Genomic DNA, 21,950 nt, shown 5'->3' on the forward strand with positions numbered 1-21,950 from the left:
AAATCCTCCTAGATGTCGCCGAGTGCCCCATAAGTATCGCCGTTGTCGATTGCCGAGGTATAAGAGATCGTCGGGCAGTATGCGAAAAGGTTTTGTGCTGCGTGAGCGAGCGTCAGAGCTCGGAAGTCTCGCCGGCCGAGTGTGCGGACCCCGTCGGTTTCGTAGTCGGCCGCCAAGGCGACGATGACGGCGTCGGCGAGGTCGAGACGCAAGGACGGGTACAGCCTGCGGACAGCGTTCGCCTGGTCGAGTACGTCGGGCGTCACACTCAGGGGGTTCAGGCGCCGAGTCCATTAGCGAGAACCGGCCAGGAATCCTTCAGTGCGTGTTCCCAGTAACCCCATGAGTGGGTGCCGGTGGGTTCGAGGTCGTAGGTGGCGGGAATACCGAGCTGATTCAGCCTGGTCCGCATGTTGCGGGTGCACCAAGCGGTCGACCCTTCGATCGCACCGCCCATCGTCACCTGCAGGGGCAACCCACCCTCTGCCCAGCTCTGGGTATGCGGATCGGTGGGATTGTCGTACGGCCCGGGCAGTCCACTCCCCGCCGAGAGGTACAAATTCAGCCCGCGCAGGGCTTCGGCATTGACATACGGATCGTTTGCTGCCCACATCGGATCCTGCGGCGGTCCATACATATTCACCGGATCACCGCCGCCCTTGCGCACCGACAGCGCGACGAACGCCTGCCCGACCGGATCACTGATCTGCGCGCACCCGCTGAATGCGCCGACGGATCGGTACAACCCGGGATTCGAAATCGCCAGTGACAGCACCGAGGTACCCGAAGTGGAGATCCCCGCAATGGCATTGCGCCCATTGGTGCCCAACGCAGCGTCGATCAACGGCGGCAATTCCCGAGTCAGATACGTCTGCCACTTGTTGACCCCCAACACAGGGTCCGCCACTCGCCAATCGGCGTAATAGCTGTAGGCCCCACCGAGCGGTTGCACCACATTGACGTTCTTATCCCCGAAAAACCCCATGACATCGGTCTTCGTACCCCATGTCGCGCCATCCTCCCCACCATCGACCCCGGCCAGCAGATACAACGTCGGCCGTGGCGCCCCGGTATCCGCAGGCCGCTGCACCTGCACCGAAAACTCCCGTCCCATCGCCCCCGAATACACCGTCAACGTGAGATGCCGATCATCCCGAACCCGGATGTTGGTAATCCTCGACCCATCCCCGGTCACCACCGATCCCGGTGTCGCGTACGAACGAGGTCCTGCCAGAACGGATCCGAGCACAATGGCGGCGACAACCGAGGCCAATCGAAGACCACCAACACCCATCGACTACCAACCTCTCCCGGCTCGGCCTTTCCCGATGTCACGCCTGTCTGCGACAGTAGCCGGGCGGCCGGTAGGTCGACTGCCGGGTCCGCCCGTCGCTGCACATTCGTATCGCCGGGCCTGGGAAGTTGACTCCAGGGTGGACGCGGGTCGAGAGTTCGCGAATGGATGGAACGCCCGAGGTGTCCCGCGCGACGTTGCGCAAGGTCACGATTCGACTGGTGCCCTTTCTCGGGCTGCTGTATTTCATCAACTACCTGGACCGGGTCAATATCGGATTCGCCGGGCCCAGCGGTATGAAAACGGATCTCGGTCTGACCGAGACGGCCTTCGGTTTCGCCTCCGGCATCTTCTTCTGCGGCTATCTCGTACTCGAGGTGCCGAGCAATCTGGCGCTGCACCGGTTCGGCGCCCGCCGCTGGATCGCCAGAATCATGGTGAGTTGGGGTGTGGTCGCCACCGTCATGGCATTCGTGCCCAACGAAACCTGGCTCTATATCCTGCGATTCACCCTCGGCGTGGTGGAGGCCGGATTCTTTCCCGGCATCCTGCTGTATCTCACCTACTGGTTTCCGCAGACCCAGCGCGCGAAGATCGTCGCATTGTTCATGACGGCGGTGCCGATTTCGACCGCCTTGGGCTCGACGGTATCGAGCCTGATCATCCAGTACGGCGACGGCGTCTTCGGCCTCAGCGGCTGGCGATTCATGTTCCTGGTCGAGGGCGTGCCCGCGATCGTGCTGGCGGTGGTCACCTGGTTCTTCCTCACCGACCGTCCCACACAGGCCAAGTGGCTGTCCGAGGCCGAAAGAGATTGGCTGACCCGCGAACTCGACAAAGAGCAGGCGGCGCGGGTCGAACACTGGACGGTGCGCAAGGCGCTCACCCATCCCCGCGTACTCGGCCTCGCCTTCATCTACGGCGGCATCGTCTACGGCCTGTACGCGCTCGGATTCTTCCTGCCCACCATCATCAACGGCTTCCAACAGCAGTACGGCACCCACTATTCGGTGGTGCAGCGCGGGCTCATCAATGCGGTGCCCTACGTGATCGGCGCCGTCGTGATGGTGCTGTGGAGCAGGCACGGCGACCGAACCGGAGAGCGGGCCTGGCATGTCGCACTACCCGCGTTGGTGGGTGGGCTCGCCATCCCGGCGGCACTGTATCTGGGCAACCCGTTCGCCGCCATGGTCGCGGTCACCGTCTGCGCCGTCGGAGTGCTCGCCGCGCTGCCCACCTTCTGGGCGCTGCCGAGCAGCTTCCTCTCCGGTGCGGCCGCGGCGGGCGGTATCGCCCTGATCAACTCCATCGGCAATATCAGCGGATTCGTCGCACCGTATGTCACGGGTGCGCTGAAGGACCTCACCGGTACCCAGCGAGCCGGACTGTGGGTCGTCGGCCTCGCCATGATCGGCTCGGCCGCGGGCGTACTCGCATTGCGATCCCGCATCCGCGACTGACGAGTTGTGCCACGGATCACCGTCTGCCGCCTCTGGTCGATATGGAACGATCACTCTAATATGAGGATATGAGCAACCGAGACGTAGTCGAAAAGTTCTATAAAGCAACGCAATCGGGGGATCCCGCAGGCATCCTCGATGCGCTGCATCCGCGCTTCCAGGGGTGGGTGGCCCCGGGGATGCCCAGCGTGACCGTCACGCAGGCACAAAGCCCTGAGGCGGCGCTCGCAGGTATTTGGCAGCCGGTGTTCCGCGAATACGAGATCGCGCCCTTCGCCGAGGAATGGTTCGACGCACACCCGGACACCGTGATTGTCACCGGCCACTACCGCGGCACCGCGCGCGCCACCGGCAAGCATGTGGCCGCCGAATTCGCCCACATCTGGCATATCGCCGACGAAAAGCTCCTCGTACTGCACCAATACACCGACACCTGGCACTGGCACGAGGCGCTGTCGGACGCGGCCTGAACCAATTCCGACGACGGCCGTCCAGGGGATGGCTGCATGTCAACGGATCTCGCCGCATTCGTTCGCGGCCTGCCCAAGGCCGATTGCATCTGCATCCGGAGGGACGCTGGAGTCGGAGTTGAAGTTCCGACTGGCGCAACGCAAGGGCATCGAACTGCCCTCTACGTCGCGGCGCATCGCCCGAGCGGATCCGAAATCGCCTGACCTATCGACCAGTTGGCGACGACACGCCCGAATGTGTCGACACCCCTTGGGGAAACCGACTGGTTGGCTGTTTTGCCGGCGGCGAGCAGTCGTGCCGCAGCTAGTCCGGGCCGGTGAACCGTACGTTCATTGCGCCGCGAGCGGCGTTCGCGAGTGCCGAATCGTCGTTAAATCGAAACTTCGCATGCGTGTGTCGCGCGCGGCGCGCCGGAGGACAACCCACCGGCGGCAAATTGACAGTTTCGCTGGCAACGGTGAATCGACTATGAATGTCTGGTGCCGTTCCCACGCGTGATCACTTGTCTGCCGTCGAATCTCTCCCGCGGGGAGTCGAATTGACCATCGAGCATCATCCCGTCGAGGACGAGGTCGGACAGCTCGCGAGAAGGGTCGAGCGGGCCCGGGGTCGACTGGCCTACCAGTTCGATCCCGCGCTTACCGAGGCGCTCTCCGAGGACGAACTGGTCGCCGAGCGTGAGCTAGCGGAGAAGATTCGCGGCGAGGATCGCGCGCAGCGATGGAAACAGGTTCAGGCCGCGGCCTCCGCGGCCGACCGCGCCAGGCAGACCACGGAAGCGATCGAGAAGGCCGACATCAGAGATCTATTGGTAGCCCGCAAGGCAATTGCGGCACAGCGGCGAGAGTCCAGCCCGCATGCCAAATTGGCGTCGCTGTACCGGCACCGGGGATGGTCACTGCGCGCGCTGGCGGGCGTGGTGGCGGCGGGCATGCTGTGGTCCGCGGTCAATGTGCAGCACAACATCGCGCCGGGCGGACCGGGCGATCCGCTGTACTGGTTCAGCTACCTCATCGAGGCGATGATCAGCGTCTGCTTGATCATCATCATGGTCGGCACCAATAAGGTCGCCGAATGGGGCGTGATCGACAACCGCCGACAGGTCGCCGCGGCCGAAATCGCCCTGCTGTCACTGACTGTCACCCTCAACACCTACCCCTACCTGCGCGACGGGGAATGGTACGAGACCGGTGTGCACGCGGTCGCGCCGGTGATGATCGGTGTCGCCCTGCTCATTCACGACGCGGCCAGCGCACGCTACGGCCTGGCCATCTACCGGGCCACCGAGCAGGTCCGCGAGTTGCCCGATCCGGCCGAACAACTCAAGCAGACGATGCCATCGATCGCGTCCTATCGCGCGAATACCCAGGCGGCCCTGGTGGCGCCGGGTGCGGAGAAGGAGTCCGCGGAACACGGGGTGCTGACGGCCGCCGAAAGTGCCGAACAGGACGCCGAACTGGCAGCCGACGAGATCGTGGAGGCCGAAGCGGTGGAGGTCGAGGAGTCGACCGACAGGGAAAGCGCTGCCGCGCAAGAGGGCTCGGACGCACCCGAGAAGCGTCCCGCGCCGACCAACGGTCAGGCGCCGGACAATGCGGAGCCTCAGCAGCGGCCCGCTCCGGCGAAGACCGAGAACCGCGCCGCTGTCGTCAAGGAGCCGACCGCGCCGGTGGCCGCGAAGCCGGTGGTCCCGAAGAACAACCCCTTCGCACCGCCCGAGCCGGAACCGATCGCCGAGACCAAGCCCGTCGCGAAGGCCGAGAGCCCAGCGCAGCCCGCCAAGGCGCCCGCGCGCAAGGCCGCCCCGGTGAGCCAGGACAAGCCCGCCGCGGAGAGCAAGCCGTCGGTCGTGTCGGCACTGCGCAGGGGCAACGGGTCGAGCGCGGCCACGGCGCGCAAGCCCAGTTCGCTCGAGGGCCGCAAGGACAGCAGGACGACCGAGAACTCGCGCGGCAAGGGCAACGCCCCCGCCGAGCCGGATTCGCACCTGCAGGTGGTTCGCACGCCCGATATCCACGACACCGGGCAGTTCCGCATCGCCGAGATGCTCGAACAAGAACTTGCCGAACTACAGGCGGAGCGCAGGCGGGCCAGGGCCAGCCGGCAACGATGACCCCGCCGCTTGCTTGCCCCGGCACTTCGGGGCATGATGCAGGCGCGGGTCATTAGGTACGGTAAAAACTGGCTATCGCCGTAGTGCAGCAGGTGCGGGACGAAGGGATGGATCGGTCGTCGTGATGAGGTCTTATCACCCAACAGGATCCTGTACCTCGAATCCTGCGACGGTGTTGCCTCGGTCGTAGCGGATCGGTGCGAGACACCCGGAAGCTGGAGTTTCCGCGTACGGGACCAGCGATATACCTGCTCGCCGGGAGCGCCCTGCTGTCGGTGATCCTGCTCTTCACCACCATCGATCCCTTCCTGGACAAGGGCGGGTTCCTGGTCGGCGGCTTGGACGTGCACATCTATCGGGACGGTGCGTGGCGCATCGTGCACGATATTCCGCTGTACACCGAGCCGACCATGCGCGGCCTGCTGTACACCTACACGCCGTTCTCCACCATCGCGTTCGTGCCGATCTACATGGTGCCGTGGGGGTACGTCACGAACACCTGGCTCGCGGTCAACCTCTCGGTACTCATCGCCTGTGTGCTGCTCAGCTGGCGGCTGCTGGGCTATCGGATCACGACTCGGCTGGTAGTGGTCAGCGTGCTGATCGCGGCGACCTGCGTATTCATCGAGCCGGTCCGACAGACGCTCTACTTCGGCCAGATCAACCTGGTGCTCATGCTGCTGGTGCTGTTGGACGCGCTGCGCGAGGACCGAAGCAAACTGCGTGGCCTCGGCGTCGGACTCGCGGCGGGTATCAAACTCACCCCGATCTACTTCGTCGCCTACTTCGCCGTCCTGCGGCAGTGGCGCGCGGCGCTTACCGCATTCGTCACCTTCCTCGCCTCGATCGCCTTCGCCTGGGTCATCCTGCCCACCGATTCCCGGCAGTACTGGACCTCGACGTTCTTCCAATCCAACCGGATCGCGGCCGACAACCACCCGTCCAACCAGTCCATCCGCGGTGTCATCGCGCACCTGCTCGGCGGTCCCGCGCCGGTGTGGTTGTGGTTGCTCATCGCGATCTCGGTCGCGATCGCCAGCCTGACCGTCACGACGGCGCTGTATCAGCGTGGTGAGCGGCTGCTGTCGATCACCCTGGCCGGTCTCACGGCGTGTGCGGTGTCGCCGTTCTCCTGGGGCCACCACTGGGTGTGGTTCGTGCCGCTGTTCGTCTTCCTCGTGCATAAAGGGCTGGACAACTGGCGCTGGTGGGTGGCGGCGGCGGTGCTGTTCACCGTGACCGCCGCGTGGACGTACCACTGGAGCAAGACCTGGGTGTCGATCGGAGTGTTCCTGCTGCCGCCGTGGTGGCCGATCACCAAGGTCTTGATCAACGGCTACGTCATCGAATTCCTCATCGTCCTGATCGCGGCGTGGATACACCTGCGCAGGGACGGTTGGTCGGCGCTCAGCGAGCACTCGGCCGAGCGTTCGATCCGGTTCCCGCTCCCGCGCCGTCGCAACTCGGACTCCCCTTCGTGCCCAACGCCTTCCCCCTGACCAATCCCGGAAGCCGGTAGCGCGGGCCAGGTTTCCGGAGTGCCGGCGCTGGATGGAGATCGGGCCGCGGCATGGGAACCGCGCCGGAAACTCGTTTGCTGTGGCCGAAATCAGGCAGGCGTTCAGTGTGGCGGCACAGGCGGCCGCCCCACCATACCGACGATGCGGCTAGGTCCTTTGCGATCTCTTTACCTGCGGATTCCCTTCGGTTTCCACCCGAAAACGGACTCTTGCCGGGCGGGTCGGCCGGAGTTACGGTTGCTTCCTGCGTCGCGAAGCAATCGGTCACCAACCGGTTGCTGAAGCCGCACGAACATTTCGCTCTAGGGCTGGAGGGTTCCCGCTATGACGAAGAAGAAGGCTCAGCCCAACCCGATGTTCGCGGTGACCATGGTCAATGCCATCCATCAGGATGTCGATGGTTACGGGGACAGATGGGTAGCCACCGTCGACCACGGGAATATGCGGGCCGACTGGATCGCCGAAGCCGTTGCCAAGGACGCGCGTACGGTCCGGATCTGGTGCGACGACTGCGGCAACAGCGTCCATCTGTGTGCGGAAATCCGGGATTACCTGCCCCACGACGTGCGCAAGTCGCTGGCCGACGCCTGGGAGCACTACCACCCGACGCACCACGCGTCGTAGGTCGGGGTCGCGAAAACAGCGGTGGCTCGATCGAATTCGAGCACCCGATCCAACCGGCGACGCAGCGAAACGCCGTGGCTTGATCCCGGTCCCCCTGGGACGTGGGCCCCGGCCCTGTTGCGGGTCGGGGCGGTCGGCCTTTCAGGACAACTCGGTTGGCACGGGTATGCGGCTGCCGCTCATGCTCTTCGAATGCCGCGCGGTCGCGATGGAACTCGTAAAAGTTCCCGAGTGATCGTTCTCAGGACACCGGAGCATCCACGGTGCCCGTGGGATTGATCATCCGGTCCGGCGGATTGCTCGTGCGACGTGCGAGCGGGTAGTAGATGGCCGCCGTGAAGACGATGCCGACGATCCAGGAGATATCCGCGCCGCCGAGCATATCGGTGATCGGGCCGGTGTAGAGCTTCTGTGCGAGGAACGGGATCTGGGCGAGAATGCCGAGGGTGTAGCAGGCCAGGGCGGTGACGTTCCAGCGTCCGTAGCGGCCGTCCGGATCGTAGAGCGCCGGGATGTCGATGCGCTCGCGTGAGATCAGGTAGTAGTCGATCAGGTTGATCGCGCTCCATGGCGTGAACACCATCAGCAGGACGAGCACGAAGTTCTTGAAGTTATTGAGGAAGTCGGCGCTGGCCCCGATGGCGATCAGCATCGACACCACGGTGAAGCCCACGATATAGGCCGTTCGCGTGGCCTGGGTGGTGCGCGACTGACCGCTGAACGCGGTCACCGAGGTAAGGATCGACATGAACCCGCCGTAGGCGTTGAGACAGTTCACCGTGAGCTTGCCGACCACGATCACCAGGTAGATCAGCAGCGCGATCGCGGATGGGCCCGCGAGATCGCCGATGAATCCGACTTGATTGCCCAGGAACGCTTTTCCGGCGACGGCGGCCACCAGCGCGCCGAGCGTCATCGCCCACTGCGACCCGAGCACGCTGCCCGCGAAGGTGGACCAGAAGGTGGTCCGCGCACTGGTCGTGCGGGGCAGATAGCGCGAATAGTCCGCGACGTACGGTCCGAAGGTCAGCTGCCATCCGGCACCGAGGGAGACCGCGAGGACGAAGGTGACGATGTCGAAGGATTTGGTACCGACGTAGGCGCTGACGTCGTATTCGGCGAACAGGCGGATCGTCAGGTAGGTGAAGCCGATAGTGCCGACCACGGTGGCGATTCGCCCGATGACGTGGATCAGCCGGTAGCCGGTCACTGCGACCACGGCCGTGAGCGCACCGAAGACGAGAATGCCGATGTTCGAATTGTCTACGTGCAGAATCTTGTTCACCGCCTGACCGGCCAAAACCGTTCCGGTCGCGGCAAAACCGAGATACATCACGATTACGAGCAATAGCGGCATCACCGCACCGAGGACGCCGAATTGCGCTCGGCTGGAGATCATTTGCGGCAGCCCGAGCCGCGGACCCTGCGCCGAATGCAGCGCCATGACTATGCCGCCGAGAATATTGCCGAGCAGCAAACCGAGGATCGCCCACAGCGCATCGGCGCCGAATACCACCGCGAGCGCACCGTCGACGATGGCGGTGATCTGCATATTCGCCCCGAACCACAGGGTGAATTGATTGCGCGCGGTGCCGTGGCGTTCGGCATCCGGAATTACTTCGATGGTGCGGCGCTCGATCTGCAGTCCGGCGTCGAATTCGTCGTTGTGCGGCATGGATCCGCCTTCCCTCAGGAGAAGGGCAGCTGGGGCAGCCTGCCCAGATGCATAGTCCTGTATATACAAGTGGCTGTCAACCGGAACGGCTAAGGTTGCGGCCAGGCTAGTGAGAGGTGGTGGCGATGGCCCGCCCGGTGGGCGATGCAGATCTGGCGGTCTTGTTCGCGGCGTCCGGACCCGATACGGCACCGGCGTACGAGCGGATCAAGACCCTGATCCGGATGCAGATCGGCGCCGGACGCTGGGTCGCTGGGGATCAGCTTCCGTCGGAGCATCAGCTGGTCGACGCGCTCGGTATCTCCCGCATGACGGTCAACCGGGCGCTGCGTGAGTTGGCCGCAGCCGGTGTGGTCGTTCGGATGATGGGGGTCGGCACCTTCGTCGCGCCCGCGAAGGTGGCATCGCCGCTGTTCGAGGTGCGCAATATCGCCGATGAGATCCAGCAGCGCGGCCACCGGCACCGCACCGAGGTCATCTTCCTGCGCAGCGACCCCCTCGACGCCGCCAACCCACTGCTCGACGATTGGCCGACCGATTCGGTATTCCATTCGATGCTGGTGCATTTCGACGACGAGGTGCCGATCCAGGTGGAGGACCGCTACGTCAACCCCGCCGCCGCACCCGGCTACCTCGACCAGAATTTCACCGCGATAACCCCGAACCGGTACCTCAGCGAGGTGGCACCGCTGGTACGCGGCGAACATGTCGTCGAGGCGGTGCAGGGCAGTCAGGAGGACTGCCGACTACTGCGCATCCGCCGCACCGAACCCTGCCTCCAGATCCGCCGCCGCACCTGGTCTGCCAGTGCGCTGGTGAGCGTGGCCCGCCTGGTCCATCCCGGCTCCCGCAGCCGCCTCGAAGGCGCTTTTGGAGCGTGATCCGGCTGGGCGAGGACGGGTCCCGCGCATTGATCGGCGCGCCACGCACGTTTTGGCCCACGATTCCGTGCGCGGCGTAAAGAAAGGTGCGCGGTGTACGGAAGGTACCTGGCGTGGGCGCCCTGCCCCGGCTCCCGAGGCCGCCTCGAAGGTGCATTCGGAGCGTGATCCGGCTGGGCGAGGACGGGTCCCGCGCATTGGTCGGCGCGCCACGCACGTTTTCGTCCACGATTCCGTGCGCGGCGTGAAGAGAGATGCGTGGCGTGTGGCAGGTGCCTGGCGCGCGAGGGTTCGTGGTGAGCGAAGGTGCCGCGCGAAGGTGCGTGGCGATGCTTCAGGTGCCGAAGCGGAGGGCGTGGGTGACGATCGCGTCGAGACGCGCGTGATGCGCACCCTTCCAATAGGTTCGGCCACAGTCGACGCACTGTGCGAACGCGTCGTAGGTGCGTTCGGTCTCGTTCGGGAGTTGCCCGCGCAGGGTCCGCTTATCGGTCACGTGCAGGGGGCCGTTGCAGGCCGTACAGCGGGTCCATGGCGCAAGGGGCGGTGCGAAACGCGATAGTACGTCGTCGAGCTGTTCGACGGGGCGATGACTGTAAATGTAGGCGCCAGCGAAGATTTCGCGTCGACGCAGCAGTCCGCGGTCGCGCGAGAGCAGGATGCGATGTTCGGTCGCCGAGCGCGTGGCGAGTGCGGCATCACCGATATCCGGATTCTCGTAGGCGGTGTCGACGCCGAGCAGCCGCAGCCGTCGCGCCAAAGTGCCGAGGTGGATGTCCAGCAGGAAGCGCAGCGGTTCGTCGAATCGCTGCGGACGCACCACCGCGCGCACCGACACCGCTTCGCCATCGGCGGGCTTATACGCCGGGCTCGTCGACCGACCGTCGACCAGCAGTTCGCCCACCTCGGTGAGCGGCACGCCGAGCGCTTCCACGATATGTCCGAGCGTCGACACGCTGTCGATCCGCACGGCAGAGCGACCGTCCCGCTGTGCGGCCGCGACGAACAGCCGCAATTCGGGCGCGAAATCGATCGTGATCTGCGCGGTGCTCACGCGGCCAGCATGCCAGGGCATGCGGTCCGGCGACCACCCGGTTTTACAATGCCCAGGGCTGGGCGCGGCGTCGGACCGGCGGTTCCGCGTTAGCCATGGCCTCGAGGTCCTCGAGGAATTTGTCGATGCTGTCGGCGGCCACGTGGGTGGCGCCGATCTCGTAGCGCACCTTTTCCTCGGTGCTGTCCATGACCGTGGTGATCAGCTCTTCCTTCAGATCGCGGATGAGCTGGGTGCGCATCTGGGCGATCTGATCGCGGCCCTGGCTGCGGACCCGTGCGACCTCGGCATCGGCGAATTCGCGCATCTTGGCGATGATGCGTTCGGCGTCGGCACGCGCATCCTCACGGATGTGCTCGAGTTCGGCCTGGGCGTCGGTGACCGCATTGTCGTAGGCACGCTTGGCCTCGACGAGGCGGTCGGCCGCCTGCTGGTTATCCTCGATCTGTTTCTGAATATTGTTCTGCGCCTTGGCCATCAGCCGTTTCACCGGCGGTGCCACCCATTTGACGATGACGAAGATGATGACCGCGAAACCGAAGAGCTGGCTGAAGAAGATCGGCCAGTCGAAGGTGATGTGGAAGATGCCCGAATCCTCGGACCCGGCTGCGTGGATTGCCCCTTCGGCAAGGATGCCGCTGTTGAGGTTCATTGGCTACGCTCGTCCTGACTGATGGCCGGCGCTGGAGCCGGCGTGCCGATCCTTGATGCCGAGCACTCGATCGGCCAATGTCTCGGCGAGCGGTTCGACAGCCTCACGCAGCTCCGCGGCCACCTGGTCCGCCTGAGCCCGCAGTTCCGTCGCGGATTCCGCGACGATCCTGTCGGCCTCGCCCTGCGCCTCACTTCGCAACTGCTCGAGGATAACTCGGCCCTCGGCCCTTGCCTGGTTCCTGATCTCGACCGCCTCACTGCGCGCCTGCGCGACGGCCGCCTGGTATTTCGCTTCGGCGTCGGCGAACAAGGCTTTGGCTTCCTTGTTGTCGACCGCGGTCTCCGCGACTCTCGTCTCGCGTTCCGCCAATACCTTGCGTATCGGCGGAACGACGAACAGCCACATGACCCCGAGCACGATCAGGAAGATCAACAGCTCGGCGAAGAATGTGCCGTTGGGGATCAGGAAGTTCCCCTCGGCCACAACATCCGTTCGCGGAGTCATACTTAATTACTTACCTGGAGTAGCGAATACGAAAAGCGCCATGAACGCTAGATTGATGAAGTACGCCGCCTCGACCAGACCGACGGTCAGGAAGAAGTTACCGCGGAGGCGACCTTCGGCTTCCGGCTGACGGGCAACGCCGTTGATCAACGCGGCGCCGGCGAGTCCGTCACCGATTCCCGCGCCGATGGCGCCACCGCCCATAATGATGCCGCCGCCGATGAGCGCGCCCTGGACGATGGCTGCCGTTGTTGCGTCTGCCATTTTTCACTTCCTGTTCTTTACTGAGCTCGATCGGCGGCGCCGATCTGTCGTTGTTTAGAGCGACCCGAAAGTAGTCGCCAGGGCTAGTGTTCGTGCTCCAGCGACATCGATTGACTGAAGTAGAGGACGGTCAACAGCGAGAAGATGAATGCCTGGATGGCTCCGACGAACAGATCGAAGAGTTTCCAGACGGCATTCGGCCCCCAGCTGATCCAGAACGGGAACAGTGCGATCACCGAGACCATCACGCCGCCCGCGAACATGTTGCCGAACAATCGAAGCGACAGCGAGAGCGGTTTAGCGACTTCCTCGATGACATTGATGAAAACCATCGGGCCCCATCCGGTGTGGCCCTTCAGCAACTGCTTGGCGTGCCCACCGGGGCCGCGCCGATACACGCCCGCACCCTGGTACATGAAGAAAACGAACAGTGCCAGCGCGTATACGAAATTGACATCCGAGGCGGGCGGTGCGATCAATTCACCGTGTCCGTACTGCACCGGCAGCACCGACAACCAGTTCGACAACAGGATGTAGATGAACAGCGTGACGGCCAATGGCAGCGCGAACGGCGCGACCTTCATGCCGATGGCGCTTTCCACCTGGTTGCGCATCTGGACCGTGACGGTCTCGAAGAACAACTGCACGCCGTTGGGTACGCCCGAAGTCAGCTTCGCCCGCAGGTAGAACGCCAGACCGAGCACGATCGCCGCCGCGATGGCGGTCGAGATGATCGTGTCGACATTGAAGTCCATACCCCACAGATGCGCGACCGCGTGTTCGCCGACCTTGATTTTCGGCTCTTCGGCGGGCGCTTCCTCCGCGAGGACGGGAAGCGCCGACTGGGCGATGAAGGCGAGTTGATTCGTCATGATTGCTGGCGAAGCTCCTTCACTTCAGGCAAGACGGTGACCAACACCAGAATCACTTGAAAGGCAGCCAGGCCGAAGAAGATTCCGATGCCGTGCGGCCTTGCCAGGAAACCCACTGCGAGCGAACCGCCGGTTATTGCGATCAGTCGAGTCGCCGAGGAGAGATACAACCCCTGTTTCCTCGGTTTCTCGGCGTCGGCGACCCGGTTGACCGTCAATCTGGTCAGTTGTGCATTCACCCAACCGAGTCCGAGTCCGATGCAGATGAACAGGCCGAGCAGCAGCCGGTCGAGTGGACCGGTAGCTGCCAGGGTCAACACGCCGACGCCGATCGCGAAGACAGTCGCACGGCGCATTCGGAGTGCGTTGACATCCACTGCGACACCGCCTTCGCCGGTCATCCCACCTCGTAGTGGGGTCTTAATTGATCGATAGCATACACATTAACAACCCTTTTGGAAGGCAACGTTTTTGATCTTTCTCGGGCGAGATTTCGGACGATGTCCATTGGGCGACAGTGTCACACGGGGGACGGCAAGTGCAATCAGTGCTCTCGGCCGCGCCGAGTTGAATCGGACAAAACGGTCATTGGGTCGACTGTCGCTATTTCCCGGTTTATTCGATCAGCGTGCATAACTTTGGTCATGTCTTTGTAAAGGAATTACAAAGAGACGACCGATACTCCGAGCTGGCGTCGGCGTACGGCATCGAATCGCGTGTTCGCCGCGATATCACGGTATCGCGTCCTAGCGGCAACTGTTGATTGCTGGCGCGCTGCCCCTGGTGGCGGTGGCTCGAGTGCCGTTGAGGCCGGTGGTGCGGATGCGCGGTGGGTCGAGTTGGTGGGCAGGGTCATCGACCAGTTGAGCCGCCAGTGGATTCGGTGCCGCCGACCCAGGTGCCGAGTGCTTCGGTCAAGCCCGCGGTGGTGGCTTCGCCGGCAGCCCATGCGACGTAGCCGTCGGGGCGCAGCAGGACGGCGGCGGGGGCTTGGATCGCCCCGAAACCAGGGATGGCCCAATGCTCGGCGCGGCCGACAGCGCTGATGATCTCGACCCGGTCCTGCCATTCCGGGACCGCCGGAACGTCGTTTCCATTGAGCACCAGCAGGACCGGGCGGCCCGCGCGCAGCAGCTCGTGTACCCGAGTGTCGCCGTCGGCGGTGGTGAGGTCGGCATCCGGGACGCGGCGGCCGACGAGCGGGTGCTCGCCCTTGATGTCGTAGCGGATATCGAGTGCGGTGATCATCAGGCCGAGGCGGTGGCGTACCTGATCCATATCGATCAGATCGCTCATGATGTCGCGCAATGCGTCGGTGTGCGGGCCGGGTCGTCCAAGTGCGGTCTGGGCGCGGGTGTTGTGCAGGACGCGGGTGGCGATGGGGTGTCGCTCGGATTCATAGGTGTCGAGGAGTTCGTCGGATGCGTTGCCGCGCAGGGTGGCGGCGAGTTTCCAGCCGAGATTCATCGCATCCTGCAGTCCCAGATTCTGGCCCTGACCGCCCGCGGGGTAGTGGATGTGCGCCGCATCCCCGGCCAGGAATACCCGGCCCACGCGGTAGCGGTCGGCCTGGCGGGCGGCATCGCCGTAATGCGAGATCCAGCGCGGGCTGTGCATACCGAAGTCGGTGCCCGCGATCTCGGTGAAGTTGGCGCGGAAGTCCTCGAAGCTCAGTTCGGTGCCGCGCTCCAGGACGAGGTCGTGGCGCTGCACCATCAGTCGGTACCAGCCGGGCTCGAATTGCACCGCGGAGAAATCGCCCGCACCGGCGCGGTGTCCGAAGAAGGGCTGTGTGGGCGGATCTGCCAGTTCGACATCGGCGAGCATGCCCGTTACGGTCGCGTCGGTGCCGACGTAGTCGATGCCCGCCAGCTTGCGCACCGCGCTGCGGCCACCGTCGCAGCCGACCAGGTAGGCCGCGCGAATCCGGCGGGGATTCGGACCGCCGATCTCCACCTCGACACCCGATGCGTCCTGCTGGAAGCCGATAACGGGTGACCCCCACTGCACGATCGCACCGAGTTCGGTTGCTTGCCGGTCGAGTTCGCATTCGATCACCGACTGCAGCACGGCGAGGGTGAACGGGTAGCGGGTATTGAAGTCGCTGAAATCCAGGGGCAGGCCACCGAAATGCCCGGCCTGCATTACGCGGCCGAGCGGGAGCAACTCGTCGAGCAGACCGCGCTGATCGAGCATTTCCATGGTGCGGGCGTGGATGCCGCCCGCCCGCGATTCGCCGGTGCGCGCCGCAAGTCCATCGACGACCGCGACATCTACACCGGCCAGGCGCAGTTCGTAGGCCAGCATCAGCCCGGTCGGTCCGGCCCCGGCGATCACCACATCGGTCGTTTCCATGTCGGTCTCCTTAACATTGTTAAGCAATTTAACGTTGTTAAGGAGAGCAGAACATTGTTAAGCTGTCAAGCGTCGGACAGCAGGAGGTGACAGTGAAGATCGATGCGACGGTGATCGCCGAGGCAGCGTTGGATTTGCTCGACGAGGTCGGTCTCGACGGACTGACCATGCGGAAGGTGGCCGCGGCCCTGGATGTGCAGGCACCCGCCCTGTACTGGCATGTCAAGAACAAGCGCGAACTGCTCGATGCGATGGCCCGGCGGGTATTCGTTTCCGCTGTCGACGGGATCGAGGCGCCGCGGCAGGGCGAGGACTGGCAGGACTGGGTGGTGGCGGTGGCCGGGCGGTTGCGCCGGTCGATGCTGCGGTATCGGGACGGGGCGAAGGTGCTGGCCGGAACCTATGTCAGCGACGAAGCCATGTGGCGCACCGTGGAACTGACGTTGCGCACGCTCGAGGACGCGGGTTTCGCGCTGGTGGATGCCGAGCGGGTGTTTCCGATACTGCTGCACTACACGATCGGATTCGTTATAGAGGAACAGGCGCAATCCGGCGCGGAGTACGCCGATGGCAATCCCTACGATCCCGCGCGGGTGGCGCAGTCCGTCGATGCCGAGCGCTTTCCGCGGACCGCCCGGATGGTGGCCGAGCTGTTCGACGCCGATACAGATGTGGAATACGAGCGCGGACTGCGGGTCATCCTGGCCGGAATCCGCGCCACGCTATCGTCATAGCCGCTCAGCGGCCGAAGCCTGCGAGCCCGTCGGCGAGGGTGCTGATATTCAGTGCGTCGAGCACCTTTTGCCGGACGTCCGGACATTGGGTGGTCGTGATGCGATCGACGATCGCCCGGTCCTTCAGGACGGTGTCATTGAGGCCGCCGTTGCGGGCCGCCCAATCGTGCACTGTGCCGTTGAAGCCGAGCTTGCCGAGCTGGGCACCCTCGGTGCGCCACCGGTCGACCTCTGGTTCGAGCATGTCGCACAGCTGTTTTGCCGCTGTCGGGGTGATCTCGTCCGGATTGGGCACCTGTGCGGAACTGCCGGGGGAGGAGAAGGTGATGGTGATATTCGGGTGGGAGGTCGGGGTGGCGGGCACCGCCGGGTCCAGGGGGCCGTTGCCGCCGCAGGCGGCGAGCAGGGCAGCCGCCACGGTCGCCGCGGTCAGCGTGGCGATGGATCCGATCGAGGGCATCGGTACTCCTTATTATTCTTTTGTTTCCGGCTTCAGCTCGTAGACGACATAGGCGGTGCGCACCACCGGTAAGGCCACATTGCGTACCCGGATGCCGCCCGGTGTGGTGCCGCGTTCGATACCCGCATGCGCATGCCCGTGGATCGCGAGGTCGGCGTGCTGGTCATCGATGGTTTCGCCGAGCAGATAGGACCCGAGGAACGGGTAGATTTCGCGCGGTTCGCCGTGCAGGGTGTCGCTTATGGGGGAGTAGTGGGTCAGCGCGATGGTGATATCGGTGTGCAGGCCCGCCAGCGCTTCGCGCAGCATCTCCGCGAGGTCGACGGAGTGCGCGGCGAATTCACGCATCACGCGTTCGCCGAAGACGCTCGCGCATTTACCCGCGAAGCCACCGCCGAAGCCCTTAGTGCCCGCGATGCCGAGGGTGTGTCCATCGACCGCGAATTTCGTCGCGGTGCCCTCCAGTACGGTGATGCCGTGATCAGTGAGCTCGGCGGTGATCTCGTGCTGTGCGTCGCTGTGATGGTCGTGATTGCCGAGCACCGCGACGACCGGAACACCGAGATCGGCGAATTCCGCGGCCACGACGCGGCCCTCCTCGATCGTGCCGTGCCGGGTGAGATCACCGGCTAGCAGCAGCACATCGGCGCGGTCGGACAGTTCCGCCAGCGCCGGGCGCAGTTCGCCGCCCGACTCGGCGCCGAGATGGACGTCACCGATTGCCGCGATCCGCATCTGCCGCCCTCCTTTTCCGGTGTCAGTCCGCCAGCGCCTCGGCGGCCCCCGGCGCGCATGGCGGCGTGACGTGCACGTCGTTGTGGATGCGGGCACGTGGAAGCTGTTCGCGCACCACGTTTTCCATCTGCAGCTTGCGTTCGATACTGCTCACCTCGCCGCCGAGGACGACGACATCGCCACGGATGGTCACCTGTGCACCGAGTTCGGCGGTGCGCGGATCCTCTGCCAGCGCCCGGCGCAGATGTGCGACCAGATATTGCGGTTGTTCCATTCACACCACCCGCTTCGACTCGATTATTCCGAGATCGTCCAGCAGCCCGAGGAAGGCTCGGGCATACGGCGAAACGTCGGTTTCCTTGCGCACCCGTTCCCACTCCACCTGTTCGCGTAGATCGCGTGCGATCGTCAGCAGCGGGCTCAGGTCCAGTCGGTGCGCGTCGAAGACCAGCAATTTGTCGATCATCAGGTCGCTCGCGCTGATCACCGGCGCCATCGTCGGGCCGATGCGCATCATGTCGGCTCGATCGAGTAATTCGTCGGTGACTGGTCGATTGTTCGGCCGGTAGATCAGGTCGATGAGGACACCGCCGTCATAGACCTTGGTCAGCCAGTCCTCGGGCGGATCGGCGACCCGCAAGCCGCCGCGGGTCAGCGCGCTGCGGGTCTCTGACAGGTCGGCGGGTTTGATGAAGATGTCGACATCGTGCTCGGATGCGGGCCCGCCGCGCGCGTACACCGCGCAACCCCCCGCGACCGCGAAGCGGATATCGGCATCCACCAGCGTATTCACCGCGCGGGTGAGCGCGTGGAGTAATTGGTCGATCGTCGGGACCATATGTGCGCCATACCCGCGCTCGGTTCGGCTAATCGCGTCTTTCTCGTGTTCGCGCGCAGCCCGACCAGAGCGCCCTAATGCCGACGTAACCCGCTGGCCAATGACTCGAGCCCACGGCTCAACCATGCCTGCGTACTGCGCCGATGCGCACGATCATCGAACTCGCCGTGCGCACCGAAGTCATGTCCGCCGGACCGGTCGACCGGCTCCCAGAGGTTGTCGGCCCGTGCGTCGGCGTCGGCATCGGTCTGCTGCGACTCGTAGCCGGTGCGAGCGAGATAGCGGTCGAGCAGGCTGGGCGCGAGCCGTTGTGCGAGCAGTGTCCCCGTTGTGCTCGCGCCGACCCAATACTCCTTGCGCTCAGGATGTTTCGCTGCGAAGGCGATCGAGCGCGCAATGATCTCGGGTTGGTAGATCGGCGGCACCGGCTGTGGCCGCTTCGGCAATCGCGACAGCACCCAGGAGAATTGGGGGGTATTCACCGCGGGGGCCTGCACCAGCGTGATGTGCACATTGCTGCCCTCGTGCATCAACTCGACCCGCACCGATTCGGTGAACCCGTTGATCGCATGTTTGGCTGCGCAATACGCCGACTGCAGTGGAATCGAGCGGGCGCCGAGCGCCGAGCCGACCTGTACGACAGCGCCGCGATCGCGCGCCCGCATGCGCGACAGCGCGGCCATGGTGCCGTGCACGGTACCGAGATAGGTGACCTCGGTGACCCGCCGGAACTCCGCGGCCGCAATCTGCTCGAAGGGGGCGAATACCGAGGTGAAGGCCGAGTTCACCCAGACATCGATGGGCCCGAGCACCTCCTCGGCCCGCGTCGCCGCGGCCTCGACCGCCGCGTAATCGGCGACATCGACCGGAATCGTCAGCGGCTCACCACCCGCGGCGCGCACATCATCGGCCGCGGCGGCAAGTCCGGCATCGCCGCGGGCGAGCAGCGCGACTTTGCAACCGCTCGAAGCGAATTCGCGCGCGGCCGCGCGACCGATGCCCGCACTCGCCCCGGTGATCACCACTACTCGGGGTTCGAAGCTCATCACAACTCCTTACTCATGGTCGTCGCCGAATCGGGTGAGCTGGATCGAGGATTCGAAAAGCGTCGCGTGCACGAAGGCCTGCGGCATATTGCCGCGCAGCTGACGCTGCCGGACATCGAATTCCTCGGCGAACAATCCGGGCGTACCGCACGCCGCGCGATTGCGTTCGAAGTAGCGTGCCGCCGAAACATGGTGTCCCAGTTGGGCGGCCGCGATCGCCATGATGAATCCGCAGAACAGGAACGCGCCCTCGTTCGTCTCCAGCGGCTGCTCGTCGTGGCGGTAGCGATAAACGTAGTAATCCGTGCATAATTCGCGCTCCACGGCCCGATAGGTGGCGAGGCTGCGCGGATCGTCGAGAGGTACGCCGCCGCGGATGGCAGGCAGTAGCAGGGCAGCGTCAACACCGGCCGCATCCGGGGCCTGCTGCCACGCGCCGCCGCGATGCACACTGGTGCGGGCGGTTTCGGCCATGATTGTGTCGGCCAGTGCCGTACAGAACACGGGGTCGGCACCGGTATCGGCAATGGCGGCGACCGCGCGCAGACCGCTGACGCAGGCCAGCCGGGAATGCGTCCAGTGCCGGTCCTCGGTTTCCCAGATGCCCGCATCCGGTCGACGCCAGCGTTCGGCGATCGCGGCGACGGCCACCGAAATCGCCTTGCGGCTGTCCTCGGTGAGCCGGTCGTGCCGCGCGCCCGCGGCGAACAGGAGCAGAGCCTCGCCGAATACATCGAGTTGGGATTGATCGCGCACCCGGTTGCCGACGACGGTACGACCGCCCGGATACCCGGGTAGGTCCAGGTTGCTCGGCTCCGGGATCGGTTGGCCGGTGACCGTATACGCCGGCAGTATCGTGGGCCCATCGACGAGCAGTCGTTCGCCCACGAACTGTAACGCATTGTCCAACAATGGATGTGGGCCGTCGGCGGCCACCGCCTGACCGGCGAAACATTGGTCGCGGATCCACACATAGCGGTAGTCGTAGTTCTCGCCTAGGTCCGCGCGTTCAGGCAGGCCGGTGGTGGCCGCGGCGACCATCCCATTGGTGGAACTGGTCATACCGCGCATGACCGCGTAGGCCTGTGCGGTATCGCGGGACGCGGCACACGGGCCCAGCTTCGGCACCCCACGCTGCCAAGCGGATTCGGTCTGTGCCCATGCGGTGTGCGGATCCGGCGGTTCGTCGGGCAGTGCGATATCGGACAATTCGAGGACGAGATCATGAATCTCGCCTTGTCGCAGCGTTATCCGATCGGTCCAGCCGCGGTCGTCGCGGACCGACGCGGCCGCCCCACCCGTCCAACGCAATGCGAGGTCACCGACGCGCGCGAGCCACAACCCGTCGTCGGTACGGTGCAGGTCACTTGCCTTCGCCTTGCCGAACTGCCCGGCGGGCCGCAGCACCACATCGACCTCGGCATCGCCGTGCACCGCGACAATCCGGCGCAGCACCACGACCCGATGCGGATCACCAGGAAAGGCCAGCGCCTCCCGGCATTCGATCACCGAGGAGCCGACCAGCCAGTGCGAATTCCAGATCAGGGTGCCCGTCTGGTAATACCCGCCCCACACGTACCGCCCGCACGGTGTCACCGAATACGCGCCGTCCCCGCCGACCAGCGCGGCGAAAACCGCGTCGCTGTGCCAACGTGGTGCACACATCCAGGCGAAGTCGCCACGTGGACCGACCAGCACACCGCGCTCGCCGTCCGCGAGGAATGCGTATTCGCGCAGTACATGCGGCCGGGTGATATTTTCGGCCGTCACATCGGCCGTATACCACCGCAGACCGTTCGCAACCTTTTCAAGTCTGCGACGAATCCGGTGTAGGCCTCGTCGCGATCGGGCGCGCGCAGCACCGACGATGGGTGTACGGTCGCTAGCACCGCGTAATCCGGTGTCGAGATGAGCTCTCCCCGCCGCTCGGAGACCTTGAACGAGGGACCGAGCACGGCCTTTGCGGCAATCGCGCCGAGACAGACCACCAGTTGTGGCTCGATGACCCGCAACTCGGCGTCGAGCCAGGCCGAGCAGGCGACGATTTCGGTGCGTCCGGGTTGTTTGTGGATACGGCGCTTACCGCGTTCCTCGAATTTGAAGTGCTTCACCGCATTGGTCACATAGATCCGGTCGCGGTCGATCCCGACCTCGGCGATCGCACGGTCGAGCAGCCGCCCGGCGGGGCCGACGAACGGATGTCCGCGCACGTCCTCCTGGTCACCGGGCTGCTCACCGATCATGACCACGTCGGCGTTTTCCGGGCCTTCTCCGAAAACCGTCTGGGTGGCGTGCCGGTAGAGATCGCAGCCGTGGCAGCCGCACGAGGCCTGCCGCAATTCGGCGAGGCTCGCGTGCGGCGGCACGAACTCCGCGGCGCCCGGCACGGCCATCT

24 protein-coding genes are annotated in these 21,950 nt (G+C 64.8%); 7 read left to right on the forward strand and 17 right to left on the reverse strand.

The features are described from left to right. Positions 1-8: 8 nt before the first annotated feature. Positions 9-266 carry a hypothetical protein gene (locus ACIBI6_RS08160; protein WP_396955634.1) on the reverse strand — a complete coding sequence of 86 codons (258 nt, stop codon included), beginning with the start codon at positions 264-266 and terminating at the stop codon, positions 9-11. A gap of 11 nt (positions 267-277) precedes the next feature. Then, positions 278-1,294, reverse strand: coding sequence for an alpha/beta hydrolase (locus tag ACIBI6_RS08165; protein ID WP_396955635.1), 1,017 nt, complete (start codon positions 1,292-1,294; stop codon positions 278-280). 164 nt (positions 1,295-1,458) lie between these two features. On the opposite strand from ACIBI6_RS08165, the gene ACIBI6_RS08170 reads away from it, so the two are divergent. The 5 genes from ACIBI6_RS08170 to ACIBI6_RS08190 all read left to right on the forward strand — a co-directional run bounded on the left by ACIBI6_RS08170 (position 1,459) and on the right by ACIBI6_RS08190 (position 7,482). Further along, positions 1,459-2,754 (forward strand): MFS transporter, encoded by a 1,296-nt coding sequence (locus ACIBI6_RS08170; RefSeq protein ID WP_396955636.1) that lies wholly within the window; start codon positions 1,459-1,461, stop codon positions 2,752-2,754. Between the two features lie 68 nt (positions 2,755-2,822). Continuing rightward, positions 2,823-3,224, forward strand: coding sequence for a nuclear transport factor 2 family protein (locus tag ACIBI6_RS08175; RefSeq protein WP_364350508.1), 402 nt, complete (start codon positions 2,823-2,825; stop codon positions 3,222-3,224). 539 nt (positions 3,225-3,763) lie between these two features. Continuing rightward, positions 3,764-5,338 carry a hypothetical protein gene (locus ACIBI6_RS08180; RefSeq protein WP_364350505.1) on the forward strand — a complete coding sequence of 525 codons (1,575 nt, stop codon included), beginning with the start codon at positions 3,764-3,766 and terminating at the stop codon, positions 5,336-5,338. A gap of 197 nt (positions 5,339-5,535) precedes the next feature. Then, positions 5,536-6,837, forward strand: a complete 1,302-nt coding sequence (locus tag ACIBI6_RS08185; RefSeq protein ID WP_364350502.1) for a glycosyltransferase 87 family protein — start codon at positions 5,536-5,538, stop codon at positions 6,835-6,837. A 345-nt stretch (positions 6,838-7,182) separates the two neighbouring features. Next, positions 7,183-7,482, forward strand: a complete 300-nt coding sequence (locus ACIBI6_RS08190; RefSeq protein WP_364350499.1) for a hypothetical protein — start codon at positions 7,183-7,185, stop codon at positions 7,480-7,482. 241 nt (positions 7,483-7,723) lie between these two features. On the opposite strand, the gene ACIBI6_RS08195 is transcribed toward ACIBI6_RS08190, so the two are convergent. After that, the gene (locus ACIBI6_RS08195) at positions 7,724-9,157 is read right to left on the reverse strand and encodes a purine-cytosine permease family protein (protein ID WP_396955637.1); all 1,434 of its coding nucleotides are present in this window, start codon (positions 9,155-9,157) and stop codon (positions 7,724-7,726) included. 125 nt (positions 9,158-9,282) lie between these two features. Here ACIBI6_RS08195 and hutC point away from each other — a divergent pair, with 125 nt between their 5' ends. Then, positions 9,283-10,038: a histidine utilization repressor gene (gene hutC / locus ACIBI6_RS08200; protein WP_364350493.1), complete on the forward strand. Its 756-nt coding sequence runs from the start codon at positions 9,283-9,285 to the stop codon at positions 10,036-10,038. A gap of 334 nt (positions 10,039-10,372) precedes the next feature. On the opposite strand, the gene ACIBI6_RS08205 is transcribed toward hutC, so the two are convergent. From ACIBI6_RS08205 to ACIBI6_RS08235, 7 genes are all read right to left on the reverse strand, one after another. Then, the gene (locus ACIBI6_RS08205) at positions 10,373-11,092 is read right to left on the reverse strand and encodes a Mut7-C RNAse domain-containing protein (RefSeq protein ID WP_396955638.1); all 720 of its coding nucleotides are present in this window, start codon (positions 11,090-11,092) and stop codon (positions 10,373-10,375) included. Positions 11,093-11,135: 43 nt separating this feature from the next. Then, positions 11,136-11,744, reverse strand: coding sequence for a hypothetical protein (locus tag ACIBI6_RS08210; protein WP_364350487.1), 609 nt, complete (start codon positions 11,742-11,744; stop codon positions 11,136-11,138). A gap of 3 nt (positions 11,745-11,747) precedes the next feature. Continuing rightward, positions 11,748-12,251 (reverse strand): F0F1 ATP synthase subunit B, encoded by a 504-nt coding sequence (locus ACIBI6_RS08215; RefSeq protein ID WP_364350484.1) that lies wholly within the window; start codon positions 12,249-12,251, stop codon positions 11,748-11,750. Positions 12,252-12,257: 6 nt separating this feature from the next. After that, positions 12,258-12,515 carry a F0F1 ATP synthase subunit C gene (locus ACIBI6_RS08220; protein ID WP_040687366.1) on the reverse strand — a complete coding sequence of 86 codons (258 nt, stop codon included), beginning with the start codon at positions 12,513-12,515 and terminating at the stop codon, positions 12,258-12,260. Between the two features lie 83 nt (positions 12,516-12,598). Then, complete coding sequence (gene atpB, locus ACIBI6_RS08225; RefSeq protein ID WP_364350681.1) at positions 12,599-13,270, reverse strand: F0F1 ATP synthase subunit A; 672 nt, start codon at positions 13,268-13,270, stop codon at positions 12,599-12,601. Positions 13,271-13,383: 113 nt separating this feature from the next. Further along, positions 13,384-13,788: a hypothetical protein gene (locus ACIBI6_RS08230; protein WP_364350480.1), complete on the reverse strand. Its 405-nt coding sequence runs from the start codon at positions 13,786-13,788 to the stop codon at positions 13,384-13,386. Between the two features lie 451 nt (positions 13,789-14,239). Next, complete coding sequence (locus ACIBI6_RS08235; protein WP_396955639.1) at positions 14,240-15,742, reverse strand: FAD-dependent monooxygenase; 1,503 nt, start codon at positions 15,740-15,742, stop codon at positions 14,240-14,242. Positions 15,743-15,834: 92 nt separating this feature from the next. On the opposite strand from ACIBI6_RS08235, the gene ACIBI6_RS08240 reads away from it, so the two are divergent. Then, positions 15,835-16,476, forward strand: a complete 642-nt coding sequence (locus ACIBI6_RS08240) for a TetR/AcrR family transcriptional regulator C-terminal domain-containing protein (RefSeq protein ID WP_396955640.1) — start codon at positions 15,835-15,837, stop codon at positions 16,474-16,476. 4 nt (positions 16,477-16,480) lie between these two features. On the opposite strand, the gene ACIBI6_RS08245 is transcribed toward ACIBI6_RS08240, so the two are convergent. The 7 genes from ACIBI6_RS08245 to ACIBI6_RS08275 form a co-directional block, all read right to left on the reverse strand. Next, the gene (locus tag ACIBI6_RS08245; protein ID WP_364350471.1) at positions 16,481-16,936 is read right to left on the reverse strand and encodes a hypothetical protein; all 456 of its coding nucleotides are present in this window, start codon (positions 16,934-16,936) and stop codon (positions 16,481-16,483) included. A 12-nt stretch (positions 16,937-16,948) separates the two neighbouring features. Next, entirely contained in the window at positions 16,949-17,671 is a 723-nt protein-coding gene (locus ACIBI6_RS08250; protein WP_364350468.1) for a metallophosphoesterase, read from the reverse strand. A gap of 22 nt (positions 17,672-17,693) precedes the next feature. Continuing rightward, complete coding sequence (locus ACIBI6_RS08255) at positions 17,694-17,945, reverse strand: BON domain-containing protein (RefSeq protein ID WP_396955641.1); 252 nt, start codon at positions 17,943-17,945, stop codon at positions 17,694-17,696. Further along, positions 17,946-18,509, reverse strand: a complete 564-nt coding sequence (locus tag ACIBI6_RS08260) for a hypothetical protein (protein ID WP_396955642.1) — start codon at positions 18,507-18,509, stop codon at positions 17,946-17,948. It abuts the gene before it with no gap. 74 nt (positions 18,510-18,583) lie between these two features. After that, positions 18,584-19,555 carry an SDR family oxidoreductase gene (locus ACIBI6_RS08265; protein ID WP_364350459.1) on the reverse strand — a complete coding sequence of 324 codons (972 nt, stop codon included), beginning with the start codon at positions 19,553-19,555 and terminating at the stop codon, positions 18,584-18,586. A 9-nt stretch (positions 19,556-19,564) separates the two neighbouring features. Then, positions 19,565-21,325 carry a glycoside hydrolase family 15 protein gene (locus ACIBI6_RS08270; RefSeq protein WP_364350456.1) on the reverse strand — a complete coding sequence of 587 codons (1,761 nt, stop codon included), beginning with the start codon at positions 21,323-21,325 and terminating at the stop codon, positions 19,565-19,567. Continuing rightward, positions 21,322-21,948 carry a UdgX family uracil-DNA binding protein gene (locus tag ACIBI6_RS08275; protein ID WP_396955643.1) on the reverse strand — a complete coding sequence of 209 codons (627 nt, stop codon included), beginning with the start codon at positions 21,946-21,948 and terminating at the stop codon, positions 21,322-21,324. Before ACIBI6_RS08275 ends, ACIBI6_RS08270 begins: the two co-directional genes overlap by 4 nt. Positions 21,949-21,950 lie beyond the last annotated feature (2 nt).

It is taken from the genome of Nocardia sp. NPDC050412 (genome assembly GCF_044458825.1).
Lineage (GTDB): Bacteria > Actinomycetota > Actinomycetes > Mycobacteriales > Mycobacteriaceae > Nocardia.